Here is a 25904-nt window from a genome sequence, read left to right on the forward strand (position 1 = left end):
TTACATCAAATATTGCGGGTCAACATCCACGCTTATTAGCAGCTTTTCTTTGGCTGAGCGTTCCTCAAACCAAGCTACTGTCTTCCCAACGATCTCTGCAGCTCTATCTTCCCCACGATATTTTACCACGCATTGGAATCGATATCTATCTTTGATTCGGGAAATAGGCGATGCAACAGGTCCTAACACGTCAAAATGAAAGGATGAATCCATCGATACGGCTTCCGCAAACAAATCTACCTGCTGCCTCGTGTACGGAAGAGCGATCTCTTTTAACCGTGTAACAAAGGCTTCCGCCATGCGCACCAAGAGCGGTACTTGTTCATGTGAGAACGTAATTAAAATCAATCTTTGATACGGTGGATAACCTAAATTAGCCCGAATATCCATTTCATGGTTCGCAAAAGCCACATAATCATGATGACTCGCATATTGCACGCTATAATGGTCAGGTGTGTACGTTTGCACGAACACTTCCCCTTGCTTCTCATGCCGTCCCGCTCGACCTGCAACTTGTGTTAAGAGCTGAAACGTCCTTTCAGCGGAGCGAAAATCAGGTATATTCAGCACGGTATCCGCCGCGATGACCCCAACTAAGGTAACATCCGGGAAATCCAACCCTTTGGCCACCATCTGCGTCCCCAAAAGAACATCCGCCTGTTTCTCACGAAACATCGTCAATAATTTCTCATGCGAACCCTTTTCAGTCGTCGTATCCACATCCATGCGAATGACCCTAATACCAGGAAATATCTTACTCAGCTCTTCCTCGACACGCTGCGTCCCGGTCCCAAAATGACGAATATGCTCGGACTGACAGCTCGGACACTCCTTCACTTCACGCTCGGCATAACCGCAATAATGACAACGCAGCGCATGTGAGCTTTGGTGATACGTTAATGAAATGTCGCAATGCGGACACTGTGAAACGAAACCGCACGTCCGGCACATCACGAATGTCGCGTAACCGCGTCGATTCAGCAGCAATACCGTCTGTTCTTTCTTGTGTAACCGTTCTTCGATCGCTTTATACAGGGATCTGCTAAACATCGACCGATTACCGGTTTTTAGTTCCTCACGCATATCCACAATCGTCACAGGCGGCATAGGTCTGCTCGCAACGCGCTCTTTCATGGTCAGCAATGTAAAAGGAGGTTTCGGTCGATCTCTCCTGCGTCTCGTTTTCTCCATACTCTCGAGAGATGGCGTAGCGGAGCCAAGAACCACAACAGCATCTTGCTGCTTCGCCCTTTGAACAGCCACATCACGGGTATGATATTTCGGACTCTCTTCTTGTTTATACGAGGATTCATGCTCTTCATCTATAATGATCAAGCCAATATTCGTAAAAGGGGCAAAAATCGCCGAACGTGCGCCGATTACGACCTTCACTTGCTTGCGTGTAATTTTACGCCACTCGTCATATCGCTCGCCATTCGACAAGCGGCTATGCAGAACAGCAACGAGGTCGCCGAATCTCCCTTTAAAACGCTCCACCATCTGTGGCGTCAATGAAATTTCCGGCACAAGAACAATAGCTTCCTTATCCATATCCAAGCATTGCTGGATGGATTGTAGGTATACCTCTGTCTTTCCGCTCCCCGTCACCCCATGGAGCAGAAACACCTCATGTCGATCTTCAGCCACCGCATCGCGAATAGGAGCAAACACACCGCTCTGCTCCTCCGTCAGAGTAAGCGGCTTCGTCCGCTCAAAAGCACGCCCCATATACGGGTCGCGCATCACTTCCACCTCGCGCAGCTCAATCCAGCCGCGATCCGCCAAGCTTTTGACCGTGCTCGCTCCGACCTCAATCGTTTCCATCAGCTCCGTCAATCGAATCGCGTGCGGATGCAGGGTCAAATAGCGCAGTACATCCTTCTGCTTGTTCGCTCTGGCCGGAAGCTCGGCAAGCGCCTCTTCCAAGCCACGACCGCCTGCAGGTGGAAATACGGTCAGCACCTTTTTGGCATTCATCCGATCCTTCACTAGCTGCACTTCCGTCAGCCTTCCTGATGACAACAGCTCTTTAATCAAAGCGCCTTCCTTCGAAAAACGCTCCAACAACACGTCCATGGAAACCGATTCCTTACTCTTCACAAAGCTAATAATTGCTTCAATATCGGGCATATCGAGAAAAGATTGATCCTGGGATTCATCCCCTACGATAATGACACGCTCATATTTCGCCTTAAGTGCCGCAGGAAGCATAGCCTGCAAAGCAGTTACTTCATGGCACATATACATACGACTGATCCAGCGTCCAAGACTGACAAGTTCGCTCGTTAAAGGTGGAACCAGATCCAACACATTTTGAATCGGCTTAATGCGCTTCGCGTCTACTTCCGTTTCCTCTTGCAGTTCAACCACAAAGCCTTGCAGAACACGTGGCCCAAAAGGTACACCTACCCGGCTGCCGACTTCGACCCACTTACTCAGAGATGACGGCACTTCATAGTCGAATGCCCGATTGGTTTGCTTGGCTGGGACATCGACAATGACTTTGGCGTACATTAGGATTCCCCCGCCGCGGCTGCCATTCGCTCTGCAGCGAGTTCGAGCAGTTTGCGCGCAACGTCCCATTTACTTTGGATAGGCAGCGCTTGTACAAGTCCATTCTGATCATAGAAGCGAACGACATTCGTATCCCCGCCAAAGCCAGCGCCCTCTTGTGACACATCGTTCCCCACAATGAGATCACAATTTTTACGCTTCAGCTTGTCCATTGCATGCTCATCTAAGCGCTCTGTTTCCGCAGCAAACCCAATGACGAACTGTTTCTTCGTCTTCAGCGTTCCAATCTCCTGCAAAATATCCGGATTCTTAACGAGCTCGAGCGTCAGCGAGTCCGCTTTCTTTTTGATTTTCTGCTCGGCAACCACAGCAGGACGATAGTCGGCTACAGCAGCTGCTTTAATGATAAGTTGGCTTTCCGCAAGCCTGCTTAACACTGCTTCGCGCATATCCAGCGCAGACTGCACCGAAACAAGCTGCACGCCTTCAGGTACGCTTAGCGCTGACGGACCCGACACTAATGTTACCTTGGCCCCCATGCGGACTGCTTCCTCCGCGATGGCATAACCCATTTTGCCTGAAGAGTCATTGGTCAAATAACGAACAGGATCCAGACGTTCTACTGTGCCTCCAGCCGTCACTAACACACGTTTACCTGCTAAGCGCCCAGCCTCCCCTTGAAAATGCCGCTCAACCGCGGCAAAAATCTCCTCAGGCTCAGCAAGACGCCCCTTGCCCACGTAGCCACAGGCCAGTTGCCCTTCGCCTGGTTCAATGAAACGAACGCCGCGGCGAAGCAACGTTTCCATGTTGGTTTGTACGGCTGGATTCGCATACATATGCACATTCATCGCAGGCGCCACCCAGATCGGTGCCATGGTTGCAAGCAGTGTTGTGCTTAGCATGTCATCACCTAGTCCTAAGGCCAGCTTGCCGATTGTATTGGCCGTAGCTGGGGCGATCAGTACGAGATCCGCGCTGTCCGCCAAATTAATGTGAGACACGACTGCGGGATCTTTCTCATCGAAAGTATCGACAAAAACATGATGCCGCGACAAAGTTTGAAATGTTAACGGTGCAACGAATTGCACTGCCGAGCGCGTCATAATCACCCGTACAACAGCTCCAGCTTGTGTTAATTTACTCGTTAATGCAGCAGCTTTATAAGCCGCAATGCCTCCACAAACACCGAGCACGATCGTTTTGCCTTGCAATACACCCATGGGAATCCCCTTTCGAAATGCCAAATGGAATAAACGCCTACCCCGTCATTTAAGGACGGGAGCGTTTATCTAAAAATATAGCCGATAATAAGGTGAAACATAGAAAACCTATATTTTGAGAAAAAAATAACAACCACGAGGGTTGTTGGGTAAGGCAATTTATTTCTTCGCGTATTTCTCGCTCTCGTTTGTGTTAATTTTCTCGTAACCGATGTAATTACCGTATAGTTCCTCTAACGCAACACCGACATGCTTATGAGCCTTCTGGCCTTTTAAATCGGATTTTGCACCATCACGCAGGGATCTTGCTCTTTTGGAAGCTGCAACAACCAGGGAGTACTTGCTGTCTACGATATCAAGCAGTTTATCAATTGAAGGGTATAACATTCAATTCACCTCATCCATCCATTGTACGATTTTTGGAAACATACGATCTTTTTTGCAATGCTCAGCGGCTAGTATCGCTTGTATTTTCGCGCATGCGGTATCTACATGATCATTTACGATCGCATAATCATAGTGTTCCATCAGACGAATTTCATCGATGGCCACCGACATGCGACTGCGGATGACCTCATCCGTTTCCGTGCCACGTGTAACAATACGATTCTCAAGCTCATCTAGAGATGGCGGCAGCAAGAAAATAAATACACCTTCGTCAAACTTCTGCTTGACCTGCAGTGCACCTTGAACCTCGATTTCCAAGATCACATCGTGACCTGAACGCAGCGTCTCCTCTACGAAACGTCTTGGTGTTCCATAGAAGTTGCCCACATATTCAGCCCATTCCAGCACTTCATCGGTTTCAATCAACTGCTGAAATTGCTCGCGGGTTTTGAAAAAATAATTAACACCGTCTACTTCACCTTGTCTAGGAGAACGTGTTGTCGCTGATACCGAGTAGACAATATCAGGAGCAACCTTGCGCAGCGCCGCACAAACCGTTCCTTTGCCAACACCAGACGGTCCGGATAAAACAATCAGAATACCTCTCTCACGCTCAAGAGTGTTCGTATTACTCGTCATGATCATCGTCCTTATTCGAAAGTCTATGCGCTACCGTCTCTGGTTGTACTGCCGATAAAATCACATGATCGCTGTCCGTGATAATAACGGCACGGGTTCTTCTACCATATGTAGCGTCAATCAGCATGTGACGATCACGCGCTTCTTGAATGATTCTCTTGATCGGAGCAGATTCTGGACTCACGATCGAGATAATGCGGTTCGCCGATACGATGTTGCCGAACCCGATATTGATTAATTTGATAGCCATCTAGGACTTCCTCCTCGCGAAGCACATGCAAGCTTCACTCGATATTCTGTATTTGTTCCCGCATTTTCTCAAGCTCTGCTTTCATCGCAATCACTCTAGCCGTAGGCTCCGAATGATTCGACTTCGATCCGATCGTGTTCACTTCCCGATTCATTTCTTGAATTAAGAAATCCAACTTTCGGCCAACAGGCTCTTTGTCTAAAAGCAATGCCTCACATTGCCCAAAATGACTCTTCAGACGAGTTAATTCCTCATCCACATTAGAACGATCTGCGAAGAGAGCAATCTCAGTCGCTAGGCGCTGCTCATCCACAGGTATCCCATCGAGAACGAGGGACTGAATGCGAATCGTCATCTTCGTCGCATACTCCTGAACGACTTGAGGAGCAAGTGCTTCTAACTCGATATGAATTCGCTTCATCTCAGTTAGCCGATCGCGGATATCCCGCTCTAAGAATTCACCTTCGCGGTGTCTCATAGTGGATAGCTGAGTGACAGCTTCCTGTAAGCAGGCGCATAACTCCTGTTCAATCTCGTCATCAGGCTCTTGACGAACATCTTTCATTTGAATCAGCTCAGGCAGTTTCAATAAATCGTTAAGATCTACCTGCCCCGTGATCCCATACCGCTGCTTCAACTGCTCGGCTGCTTCCAGGTAAGCATCTGCCAAAGCATAATTAACCGTTACGTTCTTCGGGGAAGCTGTTTCACGTTCCGCCGTGATGAAGACATCTACTCGTCCTCGCTTCACAGCATGCAATACCGTTTTCTTCAAAGCGTCCTCAAAAGCCGCCCATTCCTTAGGCAACCGAATCGACACTTCACTATACCTATGATTGACCGATTTCACATCGATAAACACGTTGTATCCCGCAAAAGAACGATTCGCTTGTCCGAACCCGGTCATACTGCAAATCATTCTAATCACATCCATTACCCTATTTTAATTCATTTTGAAAGTGGGTACAAGTGGAAATCATGCCTTTTCGACTTTTCCCACACATAGTTCGTCAGATCTACGCACATTTCATACGCCAGAAATGGGGTCATCAGATAAATACCATTAAAGTATTGCATCGCGGTATCCAGCAATTCTTTGGCAATCTCCACACCCATTGCGCGACCTTCTGGACCTTTCAAGCCATCCATCCGTGCTCTAACTTCATCGGATAGACGAATACCTGGAACCTCATTATGCAGGTATTCGGCATTGCCACCACTAGCCAGCGGGGCGATGCCGATGAAAATAGGAATTTGTAAATGCTTGGTCGCTTCATAAATATCTTCAATCAGCTTCGCGTCGTACACGGGCTGCGTCATGATATAATCTGCGCCTGCCTCAATCTTGCGCTCCAAGCGCTGAACGGCTTTATCCAAATGCTTCACGTTCGGGTTGAATGCCGCACCAACAACGAAATTAGCCTTCTGCTTCAACGGTTTACCCGAGAAGGCGATACCTTCGTTGAGCTGTTTAATCATCCGAATAATTTCGAATGAGGTAAGATCGTACACAGAGCTGGACCCCGGGAGATCACCAAACTTGGCGGGATCGCCGGTCACGGCCAGCACGTGGTCTATTCCCAGCGCGTGCAAGCCCATGAGATGGGACTGCGTCCCAATCATGTTGCGGTCACGACACGCGATGTGGATGAGCGGACGCGCGCCCAAACGCTCCTGCACGAGGTAGCCGAGTGCTAGGTTGCTCATGCGCGTCACAGCAAGGGAGTTGTCGGCCATCGTAATGGCGTCGACATGCGCGTCCTGCAGGGCCTTCGACCCCTGCATGAACTTCTCGATGTCGAGATCCTTCGGAGGATCCAGCTCGACAATGACGGTTTTGCGCTGCTTCACGATGTCCAGCAGCGAAGGAATGCCCGCCGGCGGCGCAGGCTTCGCCGGTGCCGGCTCGAGCACGATCGCAGCGGCTCCCGAAGGGGCTGTGCCAGGCGCAGCAGGCACGTAGCCTTGCAGCGCCTTCGCCACAGCGGCGATGTGCTCTGGCGTCGTGCCGCAGCAGCCGCCGATGATGCGCGCGCCGAGATCAGCGAAGCGCAGCGCGCTTTCGGCGAAATACTTCGGCGTCGCAGTATACGTATAGTGCCCGTCTACGTAGTCGGGCAAACCTGCGTTCGGAAACGCCGAGAATGGAATGCCAGGAATCGGCGCGATTTTCTCCATCGAGCGGAGAATCCCGTTCGGGCCGACTCGGCAGTTGAAGCCGATCACATCAGCACCTTCATCACGCAGCCGCAGGAAAGCTTCTTGCAGCGGAACACCGTCCTGCGTGCTGCCCGTGCCTTCATTGGCAAACTGGCAAATCACAGGAAGTCCACTCATGCTGCGGATAATTCGCAAAGCGAGCTGCAGCTCTTCCAAATCATAGAAGGTCTCGAGTAACAGCCCGTCCACTGGTGAGTCAAGCAGAATACCAATCTGCTCCCGTAAGGATTGCTCAACCTCGGAGGTTCGCACATTCTTCCTCTTACCTGCGCGAATGGATCCGATGGCTCCAACGACATAAGCGTCATCGCCAACAGCATTCCTAGCCAGCTCAACACCCGCACGGTTAATGGCTTCAACGTCGCCTTCCAACCCATATTTCGACAATTTCTCCCGATTCGCCGAAAACGTATTCGTTTCAATAAGACGAGCACCTGCCTCGAAATAACGGCGGTGCACGTCAGCGACCGTTTCCGGTCTTAGCAAATTCAATTCTTCATATGAAATGCCGACGGGAAATCCCATCTGATATAAGTATGTCCCCATAGCGCCGTCACCGGTCAAAATTTCCTGTTGCAGCGCTGCACGAAGATCCAATTTCATGCATCATTTCCCCTATCTATAGTTTGCCTGTAAACACTTCTTCCGCAGGCCCCGTCATATAGACGTGATTGTCCTCTTCCAGCCACTCGATGAACAAATTTCCACCTTTGAGTGAAACGGTCGCTTCACGATCAGATAGACCATTCAGCACGGAAGATACTAGCGTAGCACACGCGCCCGTTCCGCAAGCAAGCGTAGGCCCAGCGCCACGTTCCCAAACACGCATATCTGTAAAAGCGCGATCTCGAACGGTTGCGAATTCGACATTTATTTTACGCGGAAACATAGGATGTGCCTCAAGTTTAGGGCCCCATGTTGCCAGGTCAAAATTCACAGCATCCTCTACATAAATGACACAATGCGGATTCCCCATGGATACCGCTGTGAAACGAAACGATGTGCCATCTACCTCGATTGGATAATCAATCACCTCGTCGGCATCAACTGTCGTCGGTACCCGAAGTCCTTGTAGAATAGGCTCGCCCATGTCCACACGAGCAGTCACAACTCGGCCATCTTGCACATGTACTTGCACCTTCTGTACACCAGCACCGATGGTCTCAATGGTAATTTCAGTAGCATCAATCAACTTATGATCGTAAACATATTTGGAAACACAGCGGATCGCGTTGCCGCATTGCTCGGCCTCAGATCCATCCGAGTTGATAATGCGCATTTGAAAATCAGCTTTCTCAGAAGGAAGAATAAAGACAACACCGTCAGCACCGATGCTAAAAAATCGATTACATAACTGAATAGCCAACTGGTCCGCCCCGGCAGGCAGCTCTTTCTCTCCGGCTACGACAATAAAATCATTGCCAAGTCCGTGCATTTTCGTAAAATTCATGTGAAGCACCCCTATGTGCGGTTTAGCCATTATCATAGCGTAAAATCGTCAGTATGCATAGCCCTGCGCCCTCGGAGTACGCCATAGTCGCTAAATCGCCATAGTTGTAAACCTGACAGTGACATTTGGATTTGGTGCAGTTGGTGGGAGTTTGCTAGGGAGATCAGATGGGATAGGGTGAGTGAGTAAGCATCTGTTGGTGGGATGAGTTGTAGTAGGTGAATAGTGAGTTGGTAAGCTAAGTTGCGGTAGGTGAATAGTGTCAGTTGGAGGTGCTGAATAAAATTACTGGAAAACCTACATCTATTTCGAGAGAATATCATCTGAAATTGAGTTTAAATGGAAAATATGTAGTTAATCCCTTCTATTCTATTCAATTCCAAAGAAAACCCCGATAATAACTAGAGAAAATCCATGTATTCGGAGATCCAAAGGAAATTCCAGTAAATTAACTGTAGAAAATACATCTACTCGTAGGCCGAGCGGGAGTCTGGTGGGGCAGCGTCGAAGTGAAGATGGGGCCTTAATCAGGAAAGAGCTGCCTCACGGCAGCTCTTTCCATCTTCCATCCATCTATCCATATCCCTTATCGGAAGCTCGGTTTAGATGATTTCGTATACACAGAAGCGCTTGACCCTCTCGAACCTCTGGAACCTTTGTTGCGTTTTGGCGACAACACACTGCCTAGCCCCATAAAGAAGGTCGGAATGCCCGCTGCAACTAATACGAGAATCCAATCTTTCCAGCCAAGCGGAACGGTTTTGAAAATCGGTTGAAGCGCTTCGATGTACATAACACCAAGCATAAGAATGAGCGATGATAGCACTGCGAGAACTAAGTACTTATTTTGCAAAGGATTCCGATGAAAAATGGAGCGTGAACTACGACAGTCAAACACATGAATGAGCTGCGCCATAACCAAGGTCGCAAACGCGACACTTTGCGCTTTCAACAAGGTCTCTGCATCGGTTGGATTTACACGTAAGATGAGCCAGAAAGCCCCCAATGTGCATACCCCGATGAGGATACCACGGGAAATAATTTTCCAGCCTAAGCGTCTTGCAAAAATACTTTCCTTAGCCGAGCGCGGCTTATGCTGCATGAGGTCTTTCTCTGCCTGATCCACACCTAGTGCCATCGCTGGCAGACCATCTGTCACTAAATTCACCCATAGAATTTGAATAGGCACAAGCGGAAGCGGAAGCCCCGCCATCATGGCGATGAACATCGTCATAATCTCGCCAACGTTAGAAGCGAGCAAATAGCGAATGAACTTGCGGATATTTTCATAGATGCTGCGCCCCTCTTCAATCGCTGCAACGATCGTCGAGAAATTATCATCGCTAAGAATTAAGGAGGAGGCCTCTTTGGATACATCGGTTCCCGTAATCCCCATCGCAATACCGATATCAGCCGCTTTAATGGCTGGTGCATCGTTAACGCCATCACCCGTCATGGCAACAACGTGTCCATTGCGCTGCAACGATTTCACAATACGCAGCTTATGCTCAGGGGACACCCTTGCATAGACGTAGGTATCATTGACTTTGGCGTCGAGCTCATCATCGGAGAGCTGTCCGATTTGCTGACCGCTCATGGAGACACCATTGGTTGGAATCATCCCAAGCTGCTTCGCAATAGCTTCTGCTGTCGTTTGGTGATCCCCGGTGATCATAACCGTCTTAATGCCCGCCTTGCGGCATTTGGAGATCGCTTCACGCACTTCTTTGCGCGGAGGATCGATCATACCGGTTAACCCTACGAAGACTAAGCCATTCTCAACATCCTCATGATCATCATAGCGATCACTCGCTTTAAGTTCCTTATAGGCAATACCCAACACCCGCAGCGCTGATTTGGCCATGCCTTCATTCGCTGATATGACCTTTTGTTTCAATGTAGATGTGAAGGGAATGACTTTGCCGTCCCACAAAATATAGCTGCAATGCTGCAGCAATACATCCGGCGCGCCTTTGGTACAAGCCATACGTCCATTCTCAGAGGACACTAGGACGGACATCCGTTTGCGTTCCGAATCAAAAGGGAACTCGGCGATCCGTTTATATTTTTCACTCAGCGAAACTTGCGTAATCCCGCTCTTAGCACTTAGAACAACTAAGGCTCCTTCTGTTGGATCCCCTTTAATGTTCCAAATGGAAGATGGTCCCCCAGTGCCGTCTTTCCCTTTCTTTCGCTTCGTTTCTTGTTTTTCTTCGACTAAGGTTGCGTTATTACAAAGAGCTGACACGTGGAGCAGCTTCGAAAGAGTTGGATGCTTGTGCGCGTCCGTATGTTGACCGCTCAGAAGAATGTGACCAACCGGCGCATAACCGTCTCCCGTTACCTCTAGCACATCACCGCCGACCCACAAATGGGTCACGGTCATTTTGTTCTGCGTCAACGTTCCCGTTTTATCTGAACAAATGACGGAAGCACAACCTAATGTCTCCACCGAAGGCAGCTTTCGGACGATTGCTTTCCGCTTAATCATTCGCTGGACGCCGAGCGCTAGTGCAATGGTTACAATCGCTGGAAGCCCTTCTGGGATAGCAGCAACAGCTAAGCTGACACCTGCCAAGAACATCGCATACGGTGGTTGTCCATGCATGATACCAGCTACAACAACAAGAATCGTCAACGCGATAGCGACGATAATTAAGATTTTACCTAACTGCTCCAATCGGTGCTGCAGCGGTGTTTCCATGGATTCTGTATTTTGAATCAGGTCAGCGATTTTGCCCATTTCCGTGCCCATTCCGATTCGAACGACAACTGCTTTCGCCGTGCCACGAGAAACCATCGTCCCCATGAAGCCCAGATTGCGCTGATCGCCAAGCGGAACTTCGTCATGAGCAATAGGAGCAATCGATTTACTAACGGCAATAGACTCACCAGTTAAGGCGGACTCTTCGATATAGACGCCATTCGTCTCCAGAAACCGAACATCCGCTGGGACCCTATCTCCGCTCTCCAGGAACACAATATCCCCTGGCACGAGATCCCGCGCCGGAATTTGATGAATGGCTCCTTCTCTCCACACATTGGCATTCGGCGCAGACAGCTCTTTCAGTGCACGTAGTGAGCGTTCCGCTCGAAACTCCTGTGTAAAGCCCAGTATCCCGTTCATCACAATAATGACGACAATCGTAATCGCATCTAAATATTCACCTAGCAAGCCGGAGATTAGAGTCGCCCCCAATAGGACCAGCACCATGAAATCTTTAAATTGATTTAAGAGCAGTGTGATTGGTGATACACGCTGCCCCTCTGAGAGCTCGTTTCGCCCTACCTCAGCCTGCCGTTTCCAAGCCTCTTCCCAGGGCAATCCTTGCTGTATATCCACCTGCTGCAATTGCAAGACATCCTCCGAGTTCAACTGGTACCACTTATTCTGACTCATCCGCCCTTCTCCCTCCTACATCCACTTGATCTTGTCTCACACTTTAAAGTTTTTCGAAGAAAAACTCGCTTCGGAAGCATTAGCTTATACGTATTTGTATTCAGACAAGCAGGAAAATATCCCTGAAATCATCTTTCCTGTCCAGAGCCCCTTAAGTTTTTGCGAAAAGTATGGCATCATAGAGATTAGCAAAGTTGTCAGACACGAAATGTAGAGGTAACCGCAATGACAAATGACAACTAGCCTCAAAGAATGGAGTTGTATGCATCATGGCTTTAGACGGACTCGTCCTTCATGCAATTGTTCACGAGCTTCAAATGTATGTAGGAGGCCGCATTAATAAAATTCACCAACCGAGCGAAAATGACGTGGTTCTTCAAATTCGCACCCAAAGGCAGAATGTGAAGCTGCTCCTTTCCGCCAACCCTACATACCCACGCGTCCAAACGACGGAACAAGTTACTATGAATCCAATGGATGCGCCTATGTTCTGTATGTTGCTTCGCAAATATTGTGAAGGTGGCGTCATTGAGGTCGTGGAACAAATCGGCATGGAACGTGTCATTCGTTTGCAGATTCGTCACCGTGACGAATTAGGAGATATATCCCTCAAGCATATCATTGTGGAAATTATGGGACGCCACAGCAACATCATTTTGCTTGATCCCGCTACAGGAACAATTCTAGACGGCATCCATCATGTGACACCAGCCATCAGTTCGTATCGGGTTGTCATGCCAGGGAGTACCTATGTAACACCGCCTGAACAAGATAAACAAAACCCACTTGAGGTCGACGCTGCAGCGTTCATCCAAGCCCTAGAGCGGACATCGTCGTCAGATGAGGTTTCCGTATCTCCATCGCCAATTAAACCAGAGCAGCAGCTGGTTGCTGCATTCAGCGGACTCAGTCCACTGATCGCCAAGGAAATCGTATACCGGAGTATGCAAGGAAAAACGGAAGTCGATACCGCATCGCTGTGGCAGGCGTTCAGTGAAGTAATGACCGCGATGCGCGAGGATCGCTATGAACCTGTCATTGTAGAGCAAGAACCTACAGGCAAACTATTCTTCGCGATGACACCACTTACGCATATCAAGGGCACGTCGAAATCATACGCTTCGCCAAGCTTATGTTTGGAGCAATTCTATGGCGACAAAGCGGAAAGAGATACGGTTAAACAACGTGTATCTGATTTATTGAAATTTTTACAAAATGAAGTCAATAAAAATGTTAAAAAACTGGAAAAACTCCAAGACACGATCGAAGATTCCAAAGACGCGGATAAATATCGCATTCTTGGAGAACTGTTAACCGCTTCTCTTCACACGATCAAGAAAGGCGACAAAGAAGTCCAAGCCATTAATTACTACGATGAAGATCAGGCGATGATCACCATCACACTGGACCCGCTTCTTGGCCCGGCAGAGAACGCACAGCGTTATTTTAAGAAATATAGTAAATTGAAAAACAGCACGGTGATCGTTGAGGAGCAAATTGCCCAAACGCACCAAGAGATTACCTATCTCACGACGCTGCTGCAGCAGTTGAGCGTTGCCTCCTTACCGGATATTGAAGAGATTCGCGATGAGCTTATGGAGCAAGGCTACGTGCGCGATCGCAACAAAAAGCAGCGTAAGAAAAAGAAAAAAGATAAGCCCGCTCTAGCCTGCTACGAATCCAGCGAGGGCGTACCTATCTATGTTGGTAAAAATAATACGCAGAACGAATATCTGACGAATCGTCTTGCTTCTTCGATGGATACCTGGCTGCACACAAAAGATATCCCTGGCTCTCACGTCGTCATTCGCGGTGAGTTCAGCGACACCACCTTGCTTGAAGCCGCTCAGCTAGCTGCTTTCTTCAGTCAAGCCAAAAACTCGAGTCAAGTTCCTGTGGATTACACAACGATCAAGCACGTCCATAAACCTAACGGCTCGAAGCCTGGCTTTGTCATTTATGTAAATCAGAAAACACTTTATGTGACACCAGAGGAAGAAGAAATCAAGCAATTGAAAGTGACTATCAAGTGAGTACGCAAAAAAGCACGCAAAATCAACACCTGCGCCATTGTAAGTATGATGGGTTCGCTCAATAGTCCGAAAATAGCCAACTAATCTCGACATCAGCGTCATCCAAACTCAATTAATCCGATTTTGCACACTTAAATCACCCCAAACAACGATTACTAGAGAAAAATAGCCAATTAATTCGGCAGAATCGGGCTATCTATTCTTTTTTGGGCGGGAACCCCTTTTTAGTTGGGAAATATCGGACTACAACAAAATATGGTGAAAGCCCAAAAAACCTATCGAGCGTCTCGATAGGTTTTTCTCCTTATGTACAGACTACTGTTTGTCCCATTGCTGAGTTAATGAAAGAATATAAGCCTTTACTTGCTCTTGCAAATCCGGGCGCTGTAAGGCAAGTTCAATAGTTGCTTCAATATATCCAAGCTTGTCTCCAACGTCGTATCGCTTCGCTTGCATCAGATAAGCCGCCATCTGCTGTTCCTTATTCAGCACGCGCAATGCATCCGTTAATTGAATCTCACCGCCGCGGCCAGGCTCTTGACGCTCCAAAATGCGGAAAATTTCCGGCAAAATAATATATCGGCCAATTACCGCTAAATTCGAAGGCGCTTGATCACGATCGGGCTTCTCTACCAGATCCTCAATCAATCGATAGTTCGCGTAGCTCGCCGCTGGAGAAACGATCCCATATTTACTAACATCAGCCCAAGGCACCTCTTGAACCGCAATGACGGAGGTTTCCGTTTGCTCATAGATATCCATCATCTGTTTAAGCCCTGGCGGTGAAGATTGAAGAATATCATCCCCAAGCAAAACGGCGAATGGTTCATCTCCAATAAATTTGCGCGCGCAGAGAATAGCGTGACCCAAGCCAAGCGGCTGCTTCTGACGAATGTAATGAACATCCGCTAGATTAGACACCGATTTCACAATCTCCAGCAGCTGAGTGCTCCCTTTTTCTTCAAGCATCATCTCAAGCTCTACGGATTTATCAAAATGATCCTCGATCGCACGTTTGTTTCGCCCTGTAACGATGATAATATCCTCAATGCCGGACTCAATCGCTTCTTCTACAATGTACTGAATCGCTGGTTTGTCAACGATAGGCAGCATTTCCTTAGGCTGCGCCTTCGTTGCGGGCAGGAACCGAGTGCCTAATCCCGCCGCGGGAATAATAGCTTTCCGAATTTTTTTCATGAATGATCCTCCTAAAAGTTTCGAGTAACCCTTGCAAGCGAAGTGTAAAATTGCAACCTCAAAACTCGCTTCGGAAGCCTACGCTTGACTTTAAATGTTCCACGACATCCATGCCGATGCGTTTCGAGCCGATAGCTCCGTGGAAAGCAGTATCACCACGTACGCCATGGAAATCAGAGCCTGCTGTGATCAGCAGTCCCTTACGCTCTGCAAGAAGTCTATATCTTTCCTCATCTTCTGGCGAATGATCAGCATGGTACACTTCAATGCCATCTAATCCTTGTGAAGTAATGACCTCTACTAAAGCATCATCGTGATAAATACCGGGGTGTGCAAGCACCGCTTTGCCGCCAGCCTCATGAATCCATGAAATCGCCGTAGCCGGCTCAATACGAGGTGGATTGGCGTAAGCAGCCGCTCCAGTAGCCAAATAGCGATCGAAGGCTTCTGTGATTGTGCTTACATAACCTTTATTCATAAGCACAGCAGCAATATGTGGCCGCCCAACCGTATCACCTTTGCGCTTCACATTGGCAACTTCTTTAAGAACTTCCTCCATCGTAATGTCGATGCTTAGCTCCTGCAGTCGTGCAATAATCATCTCATTACGGGTATCCCTTGTATCGCGTAAGGACGATAATCGTTGTAGAAATTGTTCATCCTCAATGTTCATGTAATAACCCAGAATATGAATGTCCTGACCGTTCGCAACCGTTGAGATTTCTACTCCGGGAACAACGACAATGCCCAATTCCAAGCCAGCAGCAAGCGCCTCCGCTACCCCCGAGATGGTATCATGATCGGTAATCGCAATTGCACCTAATCCGGCTTCTAAAGCCATTGCGACATTCGCTCTGGGAGACTGTGTCCCGTCTGAGGCTGTTGTATGTGAATGTAGGTCTGCTTCCATTCGATCCCCCGTCCTTCTTATAGAAAACGACTTAAATCTTCTTGTCTCAAGAACGTCATGAAGCTTACGGCCGAAATCGGCAGCAAGGTCGAGTTTAAATAAATCGCATAAAAGCTGCGCTCAAACACGATATTCTCGATTTTCTTCACTTTAAAAAGGCCTAGCGTTACCTCATGCTTCACGGACGATTGCGATAAGATGGATATCCCTAATCCCGCTTCAACGGCCGATTTGATGGCTCCTGTGCTTCCTAGCTCCATCACAATCTTCATCGAAGAACAATCCATGTTGCAGCGAGCGAATTCTTCCTCCATAACTCTCCTAGTGCCTGAGCCCTGTTCACGCAAAACAAACGGATACTTCAACAGCTCTTCCAATGTAACAACGGGGGCATCTGCTAATGGATGGTCCGATGGAACGATGAGTCGCAGTTCGTCGCTAAGGATCGGTTCGGTATGCACGTCCGGATGATGAATAGGCGCCTCAACAAGACCGAAATTGAGCTGATGACTAAGCACCTCGTCCAAGATTTGTGCTGTATTCATTACTTTCATTGAAACAGAAATGTTCGGGTAATCCTTGCTGAATGGGCCTAGAAGACGAGGTAAAATATACTCTCCCATCGTTAAGCTGGCGCCCAGCTGAAGTCGACCCTCGATCATCATTGTAAATTTCGACATCGCGACATCGGTGTCCCGAATAAGTTCAATGCTATTTTTGGCAAATGGCAGTAAAGCTCGTCCTGCTTCGGACAGTTCGATCTTCTTGGTGCTGCGATGAAAGAGCTTCACGCCAAAGTAATCCTCAAGTGACTGTACTTGCATTGTCACGGCCGGCTGTGTCATATGTAACGCACCGGCTGCATGTGAGAAACTGCCTTTTTCCGCTACGGTATAGAAAATGTGTAATTGATGAAAATTAAGTGCCATGATCTACCGCCTCTCTTTGCTCCATTATATGAAATCGAACCCGTACAGTCCATCAAGACGACAAAAAAAGAGTACGTCTGCCCTAGCTCCAGACATACTCTGCTTAATAACATGATTAGCGCCGCTTGCGACTATTCTTGATTAAGGTCATACGACGAGAGTGTCTCAACCAGGAATAGTACGATTTCAAATCGCGCAGCTCCATGGTCTCTGACATTTTACCAAGAAAGGTAACAATGATCATTTTGTGCAGAGGATTGCCTACAAGATCCGTCTCGTGCTCCAAATGGGAGAATTCGGCTACGACCACCAAATCATCATCAATCAGATAGACGTCTTCTTCGTTCCGATAATAAGGGACCATGCTATCATTTTTAAGCTTCTCCCAAAGAAATGCGCAGATTTCCTCAAGTGAATTGTTATCGCTAGAAATACGATCGCTCCATCTTAGCTTAGCATGATTCGTGATCACGATATCCGCTACTTTCTTATCACCTAGCTGTACGAAGAATGGTTCGTAAGTACTCCATCTCCCCATAACCTTATCTTTCATGATCACATCCCCTTTCCTATTTAAATGGGACCGAATACCTACTCCCTGAAGTTCTGTAAGTTATATTTTACTGTATTATAACTTTTTTTCCCATGGAAGAATATATAAAATTATTAATAAGTATTTATGAAGACAACAAACTATGCCTAATTTTCGGAAAATTGAGAAAACTTCTAACAAAGTCATTCAAAACAACACCGACCCAGGTCGATATCATTGATAAAAAAAAGAAAAAAGCTTCTCACGAAGCTTTCATTTTGCACTGCAGCCTCAAAGCGTGTAAAATCTAGTTTTGTCAGGAACGTCACTACTATATTCCGTTTTAATTTCATTACGATATGATTTCTCTACCTTCTTGACGTAGGGTAACTTAAGTAGACTGCGTGTGGTCTCTTCTAATTTGCTCGCATGTATATAAAGAACTGCATAATTCATTTTCTTGGATATGTAATGAAGGGAACCGAACCGCTCCAAATTTCTTGCGGCTTTGATATCGTTAACCCAAATGATTAATCCGCTTCGCTCAATCATCATGATTGCAACCTCTTTTCAATAATCCTAGTATGGAGTGATCTCACAACATGAAGCCATCAAACACTATTGTCCGCGTGACTCGCGGACATATAACAGAAAGCATACATCGCATTCACCTTGCTGTTGTCGATAACCAAGGAACGCTCCTGCACGGTGCAGGCGATCCGCACCTGCTCACCTTCGCCCGTTCGACGGCGAAGCTGATTCAAGCCTTGCCGGTCATTGAATCCGGCGCGGCTGATCATTTCGGCCTGTCAGAGGCCGAAATTGCCTTATGCTGCGCTTCCCACAATGGGGAAGCTGAACATGTGAGCACAGCCCGCGGCATTTTGGGCAAGCTGGGGTATCATGCCAAGCATCTGCAATGCGGTGCGCATGAGCCGTACCATGCGCCAACTGCACAGGCGATGCGCGAACGGGGAGAGTCCCCGTCAACTTTGCACAACAATTGCTCGGGCAAACATTCGGGTATGCTATCCCTCAGCAGACATCTTGGCGCTTCGCCAGATACCTACATGAGCCCGGAACATCCGGTTCAGGTATTGATGTTAGATGCTGTGAGCGCCATGTCAGATGTGCCTAAGGAACAGATGGAGCTCGGAATTGACGGCTGCGGCGTCCCTGTGTTTGGAATGCCAATCAACCATCTCGCGCTCGCTTTTGCCCGATTGGGCAGCCCCCAAGGGCTATCTGCAGAGCGTGCAAACGCTTGCCAAAGAATTGTCGATGCTGTGCGAAAATATCCTCAATTCCTCGCAGGAAGCGATCGCTTCGATACGCGATTAATCGAGGTAACAAAAGGACGAGTCATAGGCAAAATGGGCGCTGAAGGAATCTTCGCCCTCTCCATACCCGACCAAGCCATCGGCTTCGTCTTAAAGGTAGAAGATGGAAACATTCGTGCCTTGTATCCCGCAGTCATTGAAGCATTAAAGCAGCTAGGCTATCTGTCGGAAACCGAGGTCAGTGAGCTCAAGGAGTTCCATACACCTGCTGTTCACAACTGGCAAGGAACCGAGGTCGGACGCATCCGCCCCGATTTCTGCCTGTAATACCACCGCTTTTGATCACGAAGTAGTCCTTACATTAACCGCAATTCCCACTGCAGCTTCCACCGGAGCTGCAGCCTTTGCCGGTTGGCAAGGGATTGTTGCTTGGCACTTTAATGGAATCTGATACCGCGTGAGCAATCGTCGTTGAAACGGTGAACAGCAAGTCGTCCAAACGATCCTCAGCTTCTTTATACTTGCGAACTGCCTCAACAGCCAGGAGTTTCTCTTGCACGTCATTCACAGCTGCTAAGGCATCGTGATAGCTAGGGTGGTAGTGCCCGAAACGTTCGCACTCCTCAAAAGCATCTTTTTTCCTAGCAAAAACAGCTTGCAAATCTTTGACTTCTCTGCTGTTCTCAACTTCGGTTTTCCAATATAAATAATCTGCAACTTCCGCAGAAGAATTAATCATATCACCCATATCGTAGGCCTGCATAAGGATAGCCGACATATCCAGTGTTTCGGTTTCCATTGTTTGTAACATTACGACAACCTCATCCTTCCTCGCGAAAAAGTCTATAACACTTCTATCATATCACAGTTCGCCAAGAGTTTCTTCCTTTTCTCTCACAGACCCATCGTTGATTCCTGGTAATATGAGCTTCATCTCTTTCCAATCCTCACCAGTCCAAGCAATCTCCTCATATTCTTCCCAGCCCTCCAGAATCCAACCTGTTCGATCTTCTCGCAGCATACGAGGGATAATGAAGCAGTCTCGTCCTTCTTTTCTCAACTGCAGCACACTTTTCCATTCTATAGCTTTACGAATCATATCCTTACGTGTAGAGGCATGGTAATCGCGCAACTCTTTAATCCAACTCACAGGAATTTGTTGCATATCTGGATACAACTCCTCCCGCTGTGGCAAATACGGATCAATTTCATACAATTGAATCGTATCTTTAGAGTAACAAAGACCCAATACAGGCTCATCCCATGAGGGAATCTCGCCTTCTTCATCGCTCAATAGATTTGGAATTTGATTTGGATTGGGATGGAAGCCCATCGCTTCCAAGCATTTCGTCAAATGTTTCACATGCTCCCGTGACACAATAAAATTGGTTTCTCCCAAGCGCTCTCCGAGCAGGTTGCTGCACTTCTCATTCCGGAGCAGAGCTTCCGCAACCTCATTCGATTGACAGCGAAGCAAAGTCACATCCGTTAGGTAGAGCTTATCCTTCTGCTCTTCCCACTGCTGTAAGGTAATGACTACTCCTTCTGGAACTTCATAATAAGCATGATCCCGCAGAACTTGAATCACGTCAGAGCTCCTCAAACCATGATCTAACGCGCGCCCAAAGCTTTCTTTGGTCAAACGATAGGTACGTACGAGATCAGCGTTCTGCAGGTCAGCAAATGCCGCAACTCCCCACTCTAAGCGCAGAGAAGCATTGGGTGGTAACAGCACTTCGAAATCAGGCTGAACATACAGCGAAGGATCGTTTCGGTGAGATTGTTCAAGGAGAGAATCTGGACCCTCACCTATACTTAGCCGAGGCGTGATTAACCATCTGAACCAACGTTGCCCCTCTTGATCTTCTGCTAATTCGACAAAACGAAATGTCGATAATGGCTTAATCCAGGCTATCATCAACTCCTGACGCAGAGCCTCATCGTCCACAGGTTTATGTGTAATCGAACAGTACGTGAGAATGGCTTGCAACAGTTCTGAAACACTGTACCACTGCAAGACAGTCGCCCTTTCCATGCATGCAATCCCATGCTCGAGCCAAACTGGCGCAGGAATCAAGGCCTGTCGCCAAATGCGATACAATTGGGCTTGTTGATATTCATAGGAGCTTTGCAGCCATCTCTCGAAACGTCGATGATGGAACAGGAATCGGTTGCCCGTTTCATTTTTATAGAGAAAGCCCATTCTCATACCCAATTCAAGCATCAACGCGGCAGGCTCATCATAAACGTCCGTAAATGCGTAAGTAAGTCCTGATTGCGTGAGGATTCTTGCAGGTAATCTTACATGTTCCGTAATTTTCTGCAACTGCTTTTTATGTAAAGTTCCTTTATTCGTAAGGGAAAGTTCAGACTGCCGCGAGCAACTCACCATGCAATGAAACAATTGCTGCGCGAGTCCCCGTGGATTCGAAGGAACGCTGTCTTCCTCCATGTCTGCTATACAGTCGCTAAGATCCCTTAACTCCTCTAAATCACTTTGCTCGGGGGGCCATAAGATAGGAAATAGTAGGCTCTGCCACCCAGCGAATGCGTCCTCAGGCAATGTATACAACTGTTCTCCCCAAGATTTGCGAAAAGCAACAATGATACCATAACGACGAAGCCCCCATAGCCCCAAACTGACTTGAGCGCCAGCCATTTGCAGCACCGCTTCCTTTGCCAACCTCTCGCTAGTAAAAGGCAGACAGCCGAACGTCGACATCACCAGGCGCAGCGTGCTCTTCTCATCGGACGTGAGCTCACGGTAGAGTTCAGCTAAGTGGGTAGGAGGTGTGAGAATCTCTTCTAAAGAATCACCTAATGTGCGAAGTGCAGAGCACCACGGTTGTCTTAAAATAGATTCCTTTAATGAACCCGGCATTTTCCTTTCCACATGCTCGTACTTCATTTTTCATGCCTACCTCCTCATCTTATCGCTGGATCCCAGCTTGTAATCTCATATTGATAGCCTTGTTCTACAAGAAAGAGCTGTCTCTTCATTGCAAAATCCTGTTCTTTCGTGTCTGCGCTAACGAGTGAATAGAAGACAGCCGTGTTCTCGCCATTTCGCTTCGGCCGAAGAATACGACCCAGTCGTTGGGCTTCTTCTTGCCTTGAGCCATAACTTCCTGATACTTGAATTGCGATCGCCGCATCTGGCAGATCAACAGCGAAATTCGCCACTTTGGATACGATGAGCAGTGGAAGTTGCCCCTTTTTGAAGAGCTCATACAGCTCTTCTCGACGTTCATGAGGAATACTGCCGCATATCATGGGAGCACCTGTATGAGCTGCGATTTCTTCCAGTTGATCAATATACTGACCGATAATCAACGTTGGTTCATCTGGGTGAAGCTTCAGTAAATGATCAATGACCTCGAGTTTCGCTGTATTCTCCCCAGCAATCCGGAATTGATGCTTAGCTTCTGAAGCATGGTAATAATCGCGGTCCGTAATCGACAAAGGTACGCGGACTTCTTGGCAGGTCACCTTGGCGAGCCATCCCATTGTTTCGAGTTGCTTCCACGCCATGTCATACTTCTTAGGGCCGACCAAAGAGAAAACATCACCCTCTAAGCCATCTTCTCTAATTAGTGTTGCCGTTAAACCGAGCCTACGCGTGGCCTGTATCTCAGCAGTCGCACGAAAAACGGGGGCAGGCAGAAGGTGAACCTCATCATAAATGATGAGGCCCCACTCCCTCTCACTAAATAACCGCAAGTGCGAGAATTCGGCCTCCTTGCTCCCACGGTGCGTTAGAATTTGATAGGTCGCAATGGTAATCGGCCTAATCTCCTTCGTAGTGCCATTGTACTCACCCACCTGATCGCTAGTTAGGCCGGTCTTACTTAATATTTCCCGCTTCCATTGCTTCACAGAGGTTACATTCGAGGTAAGGATCAGTGTTGCACAACTTGCCTTCGCCATTGCAGCTATCCCTACTACCGTCTTACCAGCTCCGCAAGGAAGTACCAGAACCCCGCTTCCACCATGGCCAACTTGCTGAAAAGCGTCTACAGCTTGCTTTTGGTAATCACGCAGTTGGAACGGCTCATCCATCCCATCTTCCTCTCGCCAAGGGATCTCCAGAAATTCGCCGCTGCGGTAGGCAGCGAGGTCCTCTACTGGATAGCCGAGCTTCATTAACTCTTGCTTCAAAATCCCGCGATAGCTCGGTGATATGGCAATAGCCCGTTCACCACGGGCATCCTTGAGATATTTTTGCAAGGATTCATAGGCACAAATTTCTTTGAAAACGACCGTATCCTCGCTGACTAAGAAGAGTTCCTTTCCTACATGCAGCATACGTAGAATCCCATAGCGCTTCGTATATTTGCGAATCGTGCTAAGCACAGCAGAAGGTACACCGAATTTGGCATGCTGCTGCAAGCAAGATGTCATCTCTTCCAAGGCCATACCTGCCGCAGCTGCATTCCATAAAGACAACGGAGTAACTCGATAGGTGTGAAGATGTTCAGGACTTTTCACTAAATCTGCAAAGCGAGCCAGCTTTCCTTGGAGCTTGTCAAATTCAGGATGATTCGTTTCGAGGAGGATTGATAAATCGCTCTGAACGATCAGAGGCTTTGAAGGATCCATAGTCAATCGCATATTCCCTCCTTTTTCCTTTAGTATGAAAGGAAAGTACTTGATTTAAACATGGTCTCCATGCTAACGTATCTCAAAAGAGTTCATATACAGCGATTATCCCGACAATAACGATGGCAAATAGTGACACCCATCTTGCAATTACGCCAGGGCGCACACCAACTTTCACCTCTTTCGTGTACCAATGTGCTCTCCTCGCGCGTGCTTCAACCTCTTTCACATGATCCTCGAATTTTTTCTCTATATCGTATAAGTTCCACATGGTAATTCCCCCCATCCTTTGGTTGGAATTGATTTTAACATGGGAAGAAGTACCAGAGTTATCTATAAAAAATGATCGTTTCGATCGAAAATAGTGATGGTTGAGGAGTGCATTCAGATGGATCTTACCTTATACAAAACACTGCTCGAAGTAGCGAAATGGCAAAACTTTACGAAGGCTTCTGAAAAATTGGGCTACGCTCAGTCTAGTGTGACCTCCCAAATTCAAAAGCTAGAGATCGAATACGGGGTTGAAATTTTTGAACGCATCGATAAAAAGATGAGACCGACGCCTGCGGGGGACATTTTACTGCGATATGCAGCGAAGATTTTGAAGTTATATGAGGAATCCAAAATCAATGTGGCTGGTCAAACGACGGGAAGCTTCATGATTGGCACGCACGAAACAACATTATTCTCCTATATGCTGCCGCCGTTCCTCGGTGCTTTCAAGAAGTGCTTTCCAAACATTACGATCACCATCCACGAATTATTGGAAAATGATACGTCCCGTGCGCTAAAGGCAGGTGAATGCGATTTAGGGTTCATCGTGGACAAAGAACTCAGCGATCCTGATTTAATCTATAGGACGATACAAGAAGAGGAATTTGTCATTGTGGCAGCACCCGATCACCCCTTAGCCCAGAAATTGGCTATTACACCGGAAGACCTCAATGGCGCTGAAATTCTGATGTCCGTCTCAGGAGGACGTTGTCGGAAATTATTTGAGACCATGCTGCGTAAACATAATGTGGAATATACACTCACCTATGAAATTAATAACTATGAAACAATCAAAAAATGCGCTATGCACGGGCTTGGACTTTGCTTGCTGCCAAAAACAACCGTTACTACGGAAACACAAAACGGGCAGTTAGCGATATTACCGCTGAACTACCCGAATTTTAAATTGAATGTGCAATTATGCTATCATGCCAAACGACAATTATCTGTACCCTTGACAAACTTCATCCAGTTGATGTGTGAGACTACTCCACACGAACGGCTTTCTCTTGAGCAATCAAGCACAATTCAGCCGCTTTGAACGTATGCGCTTGTGTCATCGCATTTTCCGTACGATGGATGCAATCCAGAATCAACTGTCCGAAGAAAGGAAAGCCTACTTGTCCATGCAGACTGTAGTGCTTTTCTCCTTGTTGGTTAACTAGATACAACTGATCCCCTTGCGGATCGCGAGCAATATCAATATATTTACGCAGCTCGATATACCCCTCAGTTCCAAGAATCAATGTGCGCCCGTCTCCCCATGTCCCTAAGCCATTAGGTGTCAGCCAATCTACACGGAAATAATTCGTTGCCCCATTGTCCCCAATCAGTGTAGCATCGCCGAAATCCTCAAGCTCCGGATAATCCTTCGCATGATAATTCGCTACTTTACTGCTAACGACTGTTGCATCTTTACAGCCCGAATAGAACAAGAACTGTTCGATTTGATGGCTGCCGATATCACATAGAATACCGCCATATTTATCCTTTTCGAAAAACCACTCCGGACGGCTTGAGGCATTCAAACGGTGAGGTCCTAAGCCAATAACTTGAAGTACGCGACCAATCGCGCCTTCTTCAATCAGTTGACCCGCGAAAACTGCACTTTCCACGTGAAGTCGCTCACTATAATAAACAGCATACTTACGTCCAGTAGCTTCAACAACGGCCTTCGCAGCAGCAAGCTGGTCCAGGGAAGTAAATGGAGTTTTATCTGTAAAATAATCCTTGCCATGCTCCATCACACGAATCCCTAGAGGACCACGCTCTGAAGGCACAGCTGCAGAAGCGACAAGCTTCACTTCTGGATCATGAAGAATCTCCTCTTCAGAAGCAGCAACCTGAGCCTGAGGAAACTTCGCGACGAATGCCGCTACTTTCGCCGGGTCTTGATCGTACACCCATTTGAGTTCAGCCCCAGCTTCTAGAAGTCCGTTACTCATGCCATAAATATGACCATGATCCAACGCAATGACCGCAAAGGTGAACTCCCCTTTTTGAACAACAAGGTTCGGTTTCCCTTTTGGCGCATAATTCATGCCATCATTTTTTTGCATATCGAATT

At 47.6% G+C, this 25904-nt stretch carries 22 protein-coding genes; 3 read left to right on the plus strand and 19 right to left on the minus strand.

Going from position 1 to position 25904, the window contains the following annotated elements:
- From priA to HQN88_RS01255, 9 genes are all read right to left on the minus strand, one after another.
- On the minus strand, window positions 1-2514 hold the full coding sequence (priA, locus tag HQN88_RS01215) for a primosomal protein N' (protein ID WP_173108448.1): 2514 nt from the start codon (window positions 2512-2514) through the stop codon (window positions 1-3).
- A complete protein-coding gene (gene coaBC, locus HQN88_RS01220) occupies window positions 2514-3737 on the minus strand; it encodes a bifunctional phosphopantothenoylcysteine decarboxylase/phosphopantothenate--cysteine ligase CoaBC (RefSeq protein WP_173108449.1) in 1224 nt (407 codons plus the stop codon). The genes priA and coaBC overlap by 1 nt, the downstream gene beginning before the upstream one ends.
- A gap of 159 nt (window positions 3738-3896) precedes the next feature.
- A complete protein-coding gene (gene rpoZ, locus HQN88_RS01225; protein ID WP_056612362.1) occupies window positions 3897-4124 on the minus strand; it encodes a DNA-directed RNA polymerase subunit omega in 228 nt (75 codons plus the stop codon).
- A complete protein-coding gene (gmk, locus tag HQN88_RS01230; RefSeq protein ID WP_056612367.1) occupies window positions 4125-4763 on the minus strand; it encodes a guanylate kinase in 639 nt (212 codons plus the stop codon).
- Complete coding sequence (remA, locus tag HQN88_RS01235; protein WP_009672664.1) at window positions 4753-5013, minus strand: extracellular matrix/biofilm regulator RemA; 261 nt, start codon at window positions 5011-5013, stop codon at window positions 4753-4755. Before remA ends, gmk begins: the two co-directional genes overlap by 11 nt.
- Before the next feature lie 34 nt (window positions 5014-5047).
- Window positions 5048-5932, minus strand: coding sequence for a YicC/YloC family endoribonuclease (locus tag HQN88_RS01240; RefSeq protein ID WP_173108450.1), 885 nt, complete (start codon window positions 5930-5932; stop codon window positions 5048-5050).
- Window positions 5933-5961: 29 nt separating this feature from the next.
- A complete protein-coding gene (locus HQN88_RS01245) occupies window positions 5962-7836 on the minus strand; it encodes a bifunctional homocysteine S-methyltransferase/methylenetetrahydrofolate reductase (protein ID WP_173108451.1) in 1875 nt (624 codons plus the stop codon).
- Window positions 7837-7852: 16 nt separating this feature from the next.
- Complete coding sequence (gene dapF / locus HQN88_RS01250; RefSeq protein ID WP_173108452.1) at window positions 7853-8683, minus strand: diaminopimelate epimerase; 831 nt, start codon at window positions 8681-8683, stop codon at window positions 7853-7855.
- A 586-nt stretch (window positions 8684-9269) separates the two neighbouring features.
- On the minus strand, window positions 9270-12083 hold the full coding sequence (locus tag HQN88_RS01255) for a calcium-translocating P-type ATPase, SERCA-type (protein WP_173108453.1): 2814 nt from the start codon (window positions 12081-12083) through the stop codon (window positions 9270-9272).
- A gap of 269 nt (window positions 12084-12352) precedes the next feature.
- Between HQN88_RS01255 and HQN88_RS01260 the strand changes: the two genes are divergently transcribed.
- Window positions 12353-14116, plus strand: coding sequence for an Rqc2 family fibronectin-binding protein (locus tag HQN88_RS01260; protein ID WP_173108454.1), 1764 nt, complete (start codon window positions 12353-12355; stop codon window positions 14114-14116).
- A gap of 315 nt (window positions 14117-14431) precedes the next feature.
- Here HQN88_RS01260 and galU read toward each other — a convergent pair whose 3' ends face one another.
- The 5 genes from galU to HQN88_RS01285 all read right to left on the minus strand — a co-directional run bounded on the left by galU (window position 14432) and on the right by HQN88_RS01285 (window position 18239).
- Complete coding sequence (gene galU, locus HQN88_RS01265) at window positions 14432-15313, minus strand: UTP--glucose-1-phosphate uridylyltransferase GalU (RefSeq protein ID WP_173108455.1); 882 nt, start codon at window positions 15311-15313, stop codon at window positions 14432-14434.
- Window positions 15314-15371: 58 nt separating this feature from the next.
- The gene (locus HQN88_RS01270) at window positions 15372-16223 is read right to left on the minus strand and encodes a PHP domain-containing protein (protein ID WP_173108456.1); all 852 of its coding nucleotides are present in this window, start codon (window positions 16221-16223) and stop codon (window positions 15372-15374) included.
- Between the two features lie 17 nt (window positions 16224-16240).
- Window positions 16241-17152 carry a selenium metabolism-associated LysR family transcriptional regulator gene (locus HQN88_RS01275; protein ID WP_171635521.1) on the minus strand — a complete coding sequence of 304 codons (912 nt, stop codon included), beginning with the start codon at window positions 17150-17152 and terminating at the stop codon, window positions 16241-16243.
- Between the two features lie 115 nt (window positions 17153-17267).
- Window positions 17268-17705, minus strand: coding sequence for a hypothetical protein (locus HQN88_RS01280; RefSeq protein ID WP_056612399.1), 438 nt, complete (start codon window positions 17703-17705; stop codon window positions 17268-17270).
- A 270-nt stretch (window positions 17706-17975) separates the two neighbouring features.
- On the minus strand, window positions 17976-18239 hold the full coding sequence (locus tag HQN88_RS01285; RefSeq protein ID WP_056612401.1) for a YlbG family protein: 264 nt from the start codon (window positions 18237-18239) through the stop codon (window positions 17976-17978).
- Between the two features lie 74 nt (window positions 18240-18313).
- Here HQN88_RS01285 and HQN88_RS01290 point away from each other — a divergent pair, with 74 nt between their 5' ends.
- Window positions 18314-19291: an asparaginase gene (locus tag HQN88_RS01290; RefSeq protein WP_274320112.1), complete on the plus strand. Its 978-nt coding sequence runs from the start codon at window positions 18314-18316 to the stop codon at window positions 19289-19291.
- 34 nt (window positions 19292-19325) lie between these two features.
- Here HQN88_RS01290 and HQN88_RS01295 read toward each other — a convergent pair whose 3' ends face one another.
- The 4 genes from HQN88_RS01295 to HQN88_RS01310 all read right to left on the minus strand — a co-directional run bounded on the left by HQN88_RS01295 (window position 19326) and on the right by HQN88_RS01310 (window position 23834).
- On the minus strand, window positions 19326-19775 hold the full coding sequence (locus HQN88_RS01295) for a YlbF/YmcA family competence regulator (protein ID WP_173108458.1): 450 nt from the start codon (window positions 19773-19775) through the stop codon (window positions 19326-19328).
- A 51-nt stretch (window positions 19776-19826) separates the two neighbouring features.
- Window positions 19827-21872: a helicase-associated domain-containing protein gene (locus HQN88_RS01300; RefSeq protein ID WP_173108459.1), complete on the minus strand. Its 2046-nt coding sequence runs from the start codon at window positions 21870-21872 to the stop codon at window positions 19827-19829.
- Between the two features lie 17 nt (window positions 21873-21889).
- Complete coding sequence (locus HQN88_RS01305) at window positions 21890-23575, minus strand: DNA repair helicase XPB (protein ID WP_246319994.1); 1686 nt, start codon at window positions 23573-23575, stop codon at window positions 21890-21892.
- A gap of 70 nt (window positions 23576-23645) precedes the next feature.
- On the minus strand, window positions 23646-23834 hold the full coding sequence (locus HQN88_RS01310) for a hypothetical protein (protein WP_173108460.1): 189 nt from the start codon (window positions 23832-23834) through the stop codon (window positions 23646-23648).
- A 117-nt stretch (window positions 23835-23951) separates the two neighbouring features.
- On the opposite strand from HQN88_RS01310, the gene HQN88_RS01315 reads away from it, so the two are divergent.
- Entirely contained in the window at window positions 23952-24878 is a 927-nt protein-coding gene (locus tag HQN88_RS01315; RefSeq protein ID WP_173108461.1) for a LysR family transcriptional regulator, read from the plus strand.
- On the opposite strand, the gene HQN88_RS01320 is transcribed toward HQN88_RS01315, so the two are convergent.
- Window positions 24823-25896: a Gfo/Idh/MocA family protein gene (locus HQN88_RS01320; RefSeq protein WP_173108462.1), complete on the minus strand. Its 1074-nt coding sequence runs from the start codon at window positions 25894-25896 to the stop codon at window positions 24823-24825. The two genes, HQN88_RS01315 and HQN88_RS01320, sit on opposite strands and share 56 nt — an antisense overlap.
- Window positions 25897-25904 lie beyond the last annotated feature (8 nt).

Source organism: Paenibacillus qinlingensis, from assembly GCF_013204845.1.
In the GTDB taxonomy this organism is placed as follows: domain Bacteria; phylum Bacillota; class Bacilli; order Paenibacillales; family NBRC-103111; genus Paenibacillus_E; species Paenibacillus_E qinlingensis.

What these genes read in the sequence shown, in the direction of transcription:
- priA (WP_173108448.1), bottom strand. Translation starts at nt 2,514, where the DNA reads ATGTACGCCAAAGTCATTGTCGATGTCCCAGCCAAGCAAACCAATCGG.
- coaBC (WP_173108449.1), bottom strand. Translation starts at nt 3,737, where the DNA reads ATGGGTGTATTGCAAGGCAAAACGATCGTGCTCGGTGTTTGTGGAGGC.
- rpoZ (WP_056612362.1), bottom strand. Translation starts at nt 4,124, where the DNA reads ATGTTATACCCTTCAATTGATAAACTGCTTGATATCGTAGACAGCAAG.
- gmk (WP_056612367.1), bottom strand. Translation starts at nt 4,763, where the DNA reads ATGACGAGTAATACGAACACTCTTGAGCGTGAGAGAGGTATTCTGATT.
- remA (WP_009672664.1), bottom strand. Translation starts at nt 5,013, where the DNA reads ATGGCTATCAAATTAATCAATATCGGGTTCGGCAACATCGTATCGGCG.
- HQN88_RS01240 (WP_173108450.1), bottom strand. Translation starts at nt 5,932, where the DNA reads ATGATTTGCAGTATGACCGGGTTCGGACAAGCGAATCGTTCTTTTGCG.
- HQN88_RS01245 (WP_173108451.1), bottom strand. Translation starts at nt 7,836, where the DNA reads ATGAAATTGGATCTTCGTGCAGCGCTGCAACAGGAAATTTTGACCGGT.
- dapF (WP_173108452.1), bottom strand. Translation starts at nt 8,683, where the DNA reads ATGAATTTTACGAAAATGCACGGACTTGGCAATGATTTTATTGTCGTA.
- HQN88_RS01255 (WP_173108453.1), bottom strand. Translation starts at nt 12,083, where the DNA reads ATGAGTCAGAATAAGTGGTACCAGTTGAACTCGGAGGATGTCTTGCAA.
- HQN88_RS01260 (WP_173108454.1), top strand. Translation starts at nt 12,353, where the DNA reads ATGGCTTTAGACGGACTCGTCCTTCATGCAATTGTTCACGAGCTTCAA.
- galU (WP_173108455.1), bottom strand. Translation starts at nt 15,313, where the DNA reads ATGAAAAAAATTCGGAAAGCTATTATTCCCGCGGCGGGATTAGGCACT.
- HQN88_RS01270 (WP_173108456.1), bottom strand. Translation starts at nt 16,223, where the DNA reads ATGGAAGCAGACCTACATTCACATACAACAGCCTCAGACGGGACACAG.
- HQN88_RS01275 (WP_171635521.1), bottom strand. Translation starts at nt 17,152, where the DNA reads ATGGCACTTAATTTTCATCAATTACACATTTTCTATACCGTAGCGGAA.
- HQN88_RS01280 (WP_056612399.1), bottom strand. Translation starts at nt 17,705, where the DNA reads ATGAAAGATAAGGTTATGGGGAGATGGAGTACTTACGAACCATTCTTC.
- HQN88_RS01285 (WP_056612401.1), bottom strand. Translation starts at nt 18,239, where the DNA reads ATGATGATTGAGCGAAGCGGATTAATCATTTGGGTTAACGATATCAAA.
- HQN88_RS01295 (WP_173108458.1), bottom strand. Translation starts at nt 19,775, where the DNA reads ATGTTACAAACAATGGAAACCGAAACACTGGATATGTCGGCTATCCTT.
- HQN88_RS01300 (WP_173108459.1), bottom strand. Translation starts at nt 21,872, where the DNA reads ATGAAGTACGAGCATGTGGAAAGGAAAATGCCGGGTTCATTAAAGGAA.
- HQN88_RS01305 (WP_246319994.1), bottom strand. Translation starts at nt 23,575, where the DNA reads ATGCGATTGACTATGGATCCTTCAAAGCCTCTGATCGTTCAGAGCGAT.
- HQN88_RS01310 (WP_173108460.1), bottom strand. Translation starts at nt 23,834, where the DNA reads ATGTGGAACTTATACGATATAGAGAAAAAATTCGAGGATCATGTGAAA.
- HQN88_RS01315 (WP_173108461.1), top strand. Translation starts at nt 23,952, where the DNA reads ATGGATCTTACCTTATACAAAACACTGCTCGAAGTAGCGAAATGGCAA.
- HQN88_RS01320 (WP_173108462.1), bottom strand. Translation starts at nt 25,896, where the DNA reads ATGCAAAAAAATGATGGCATGAATTATGCGCCAAAAGGGAAACCGAAC.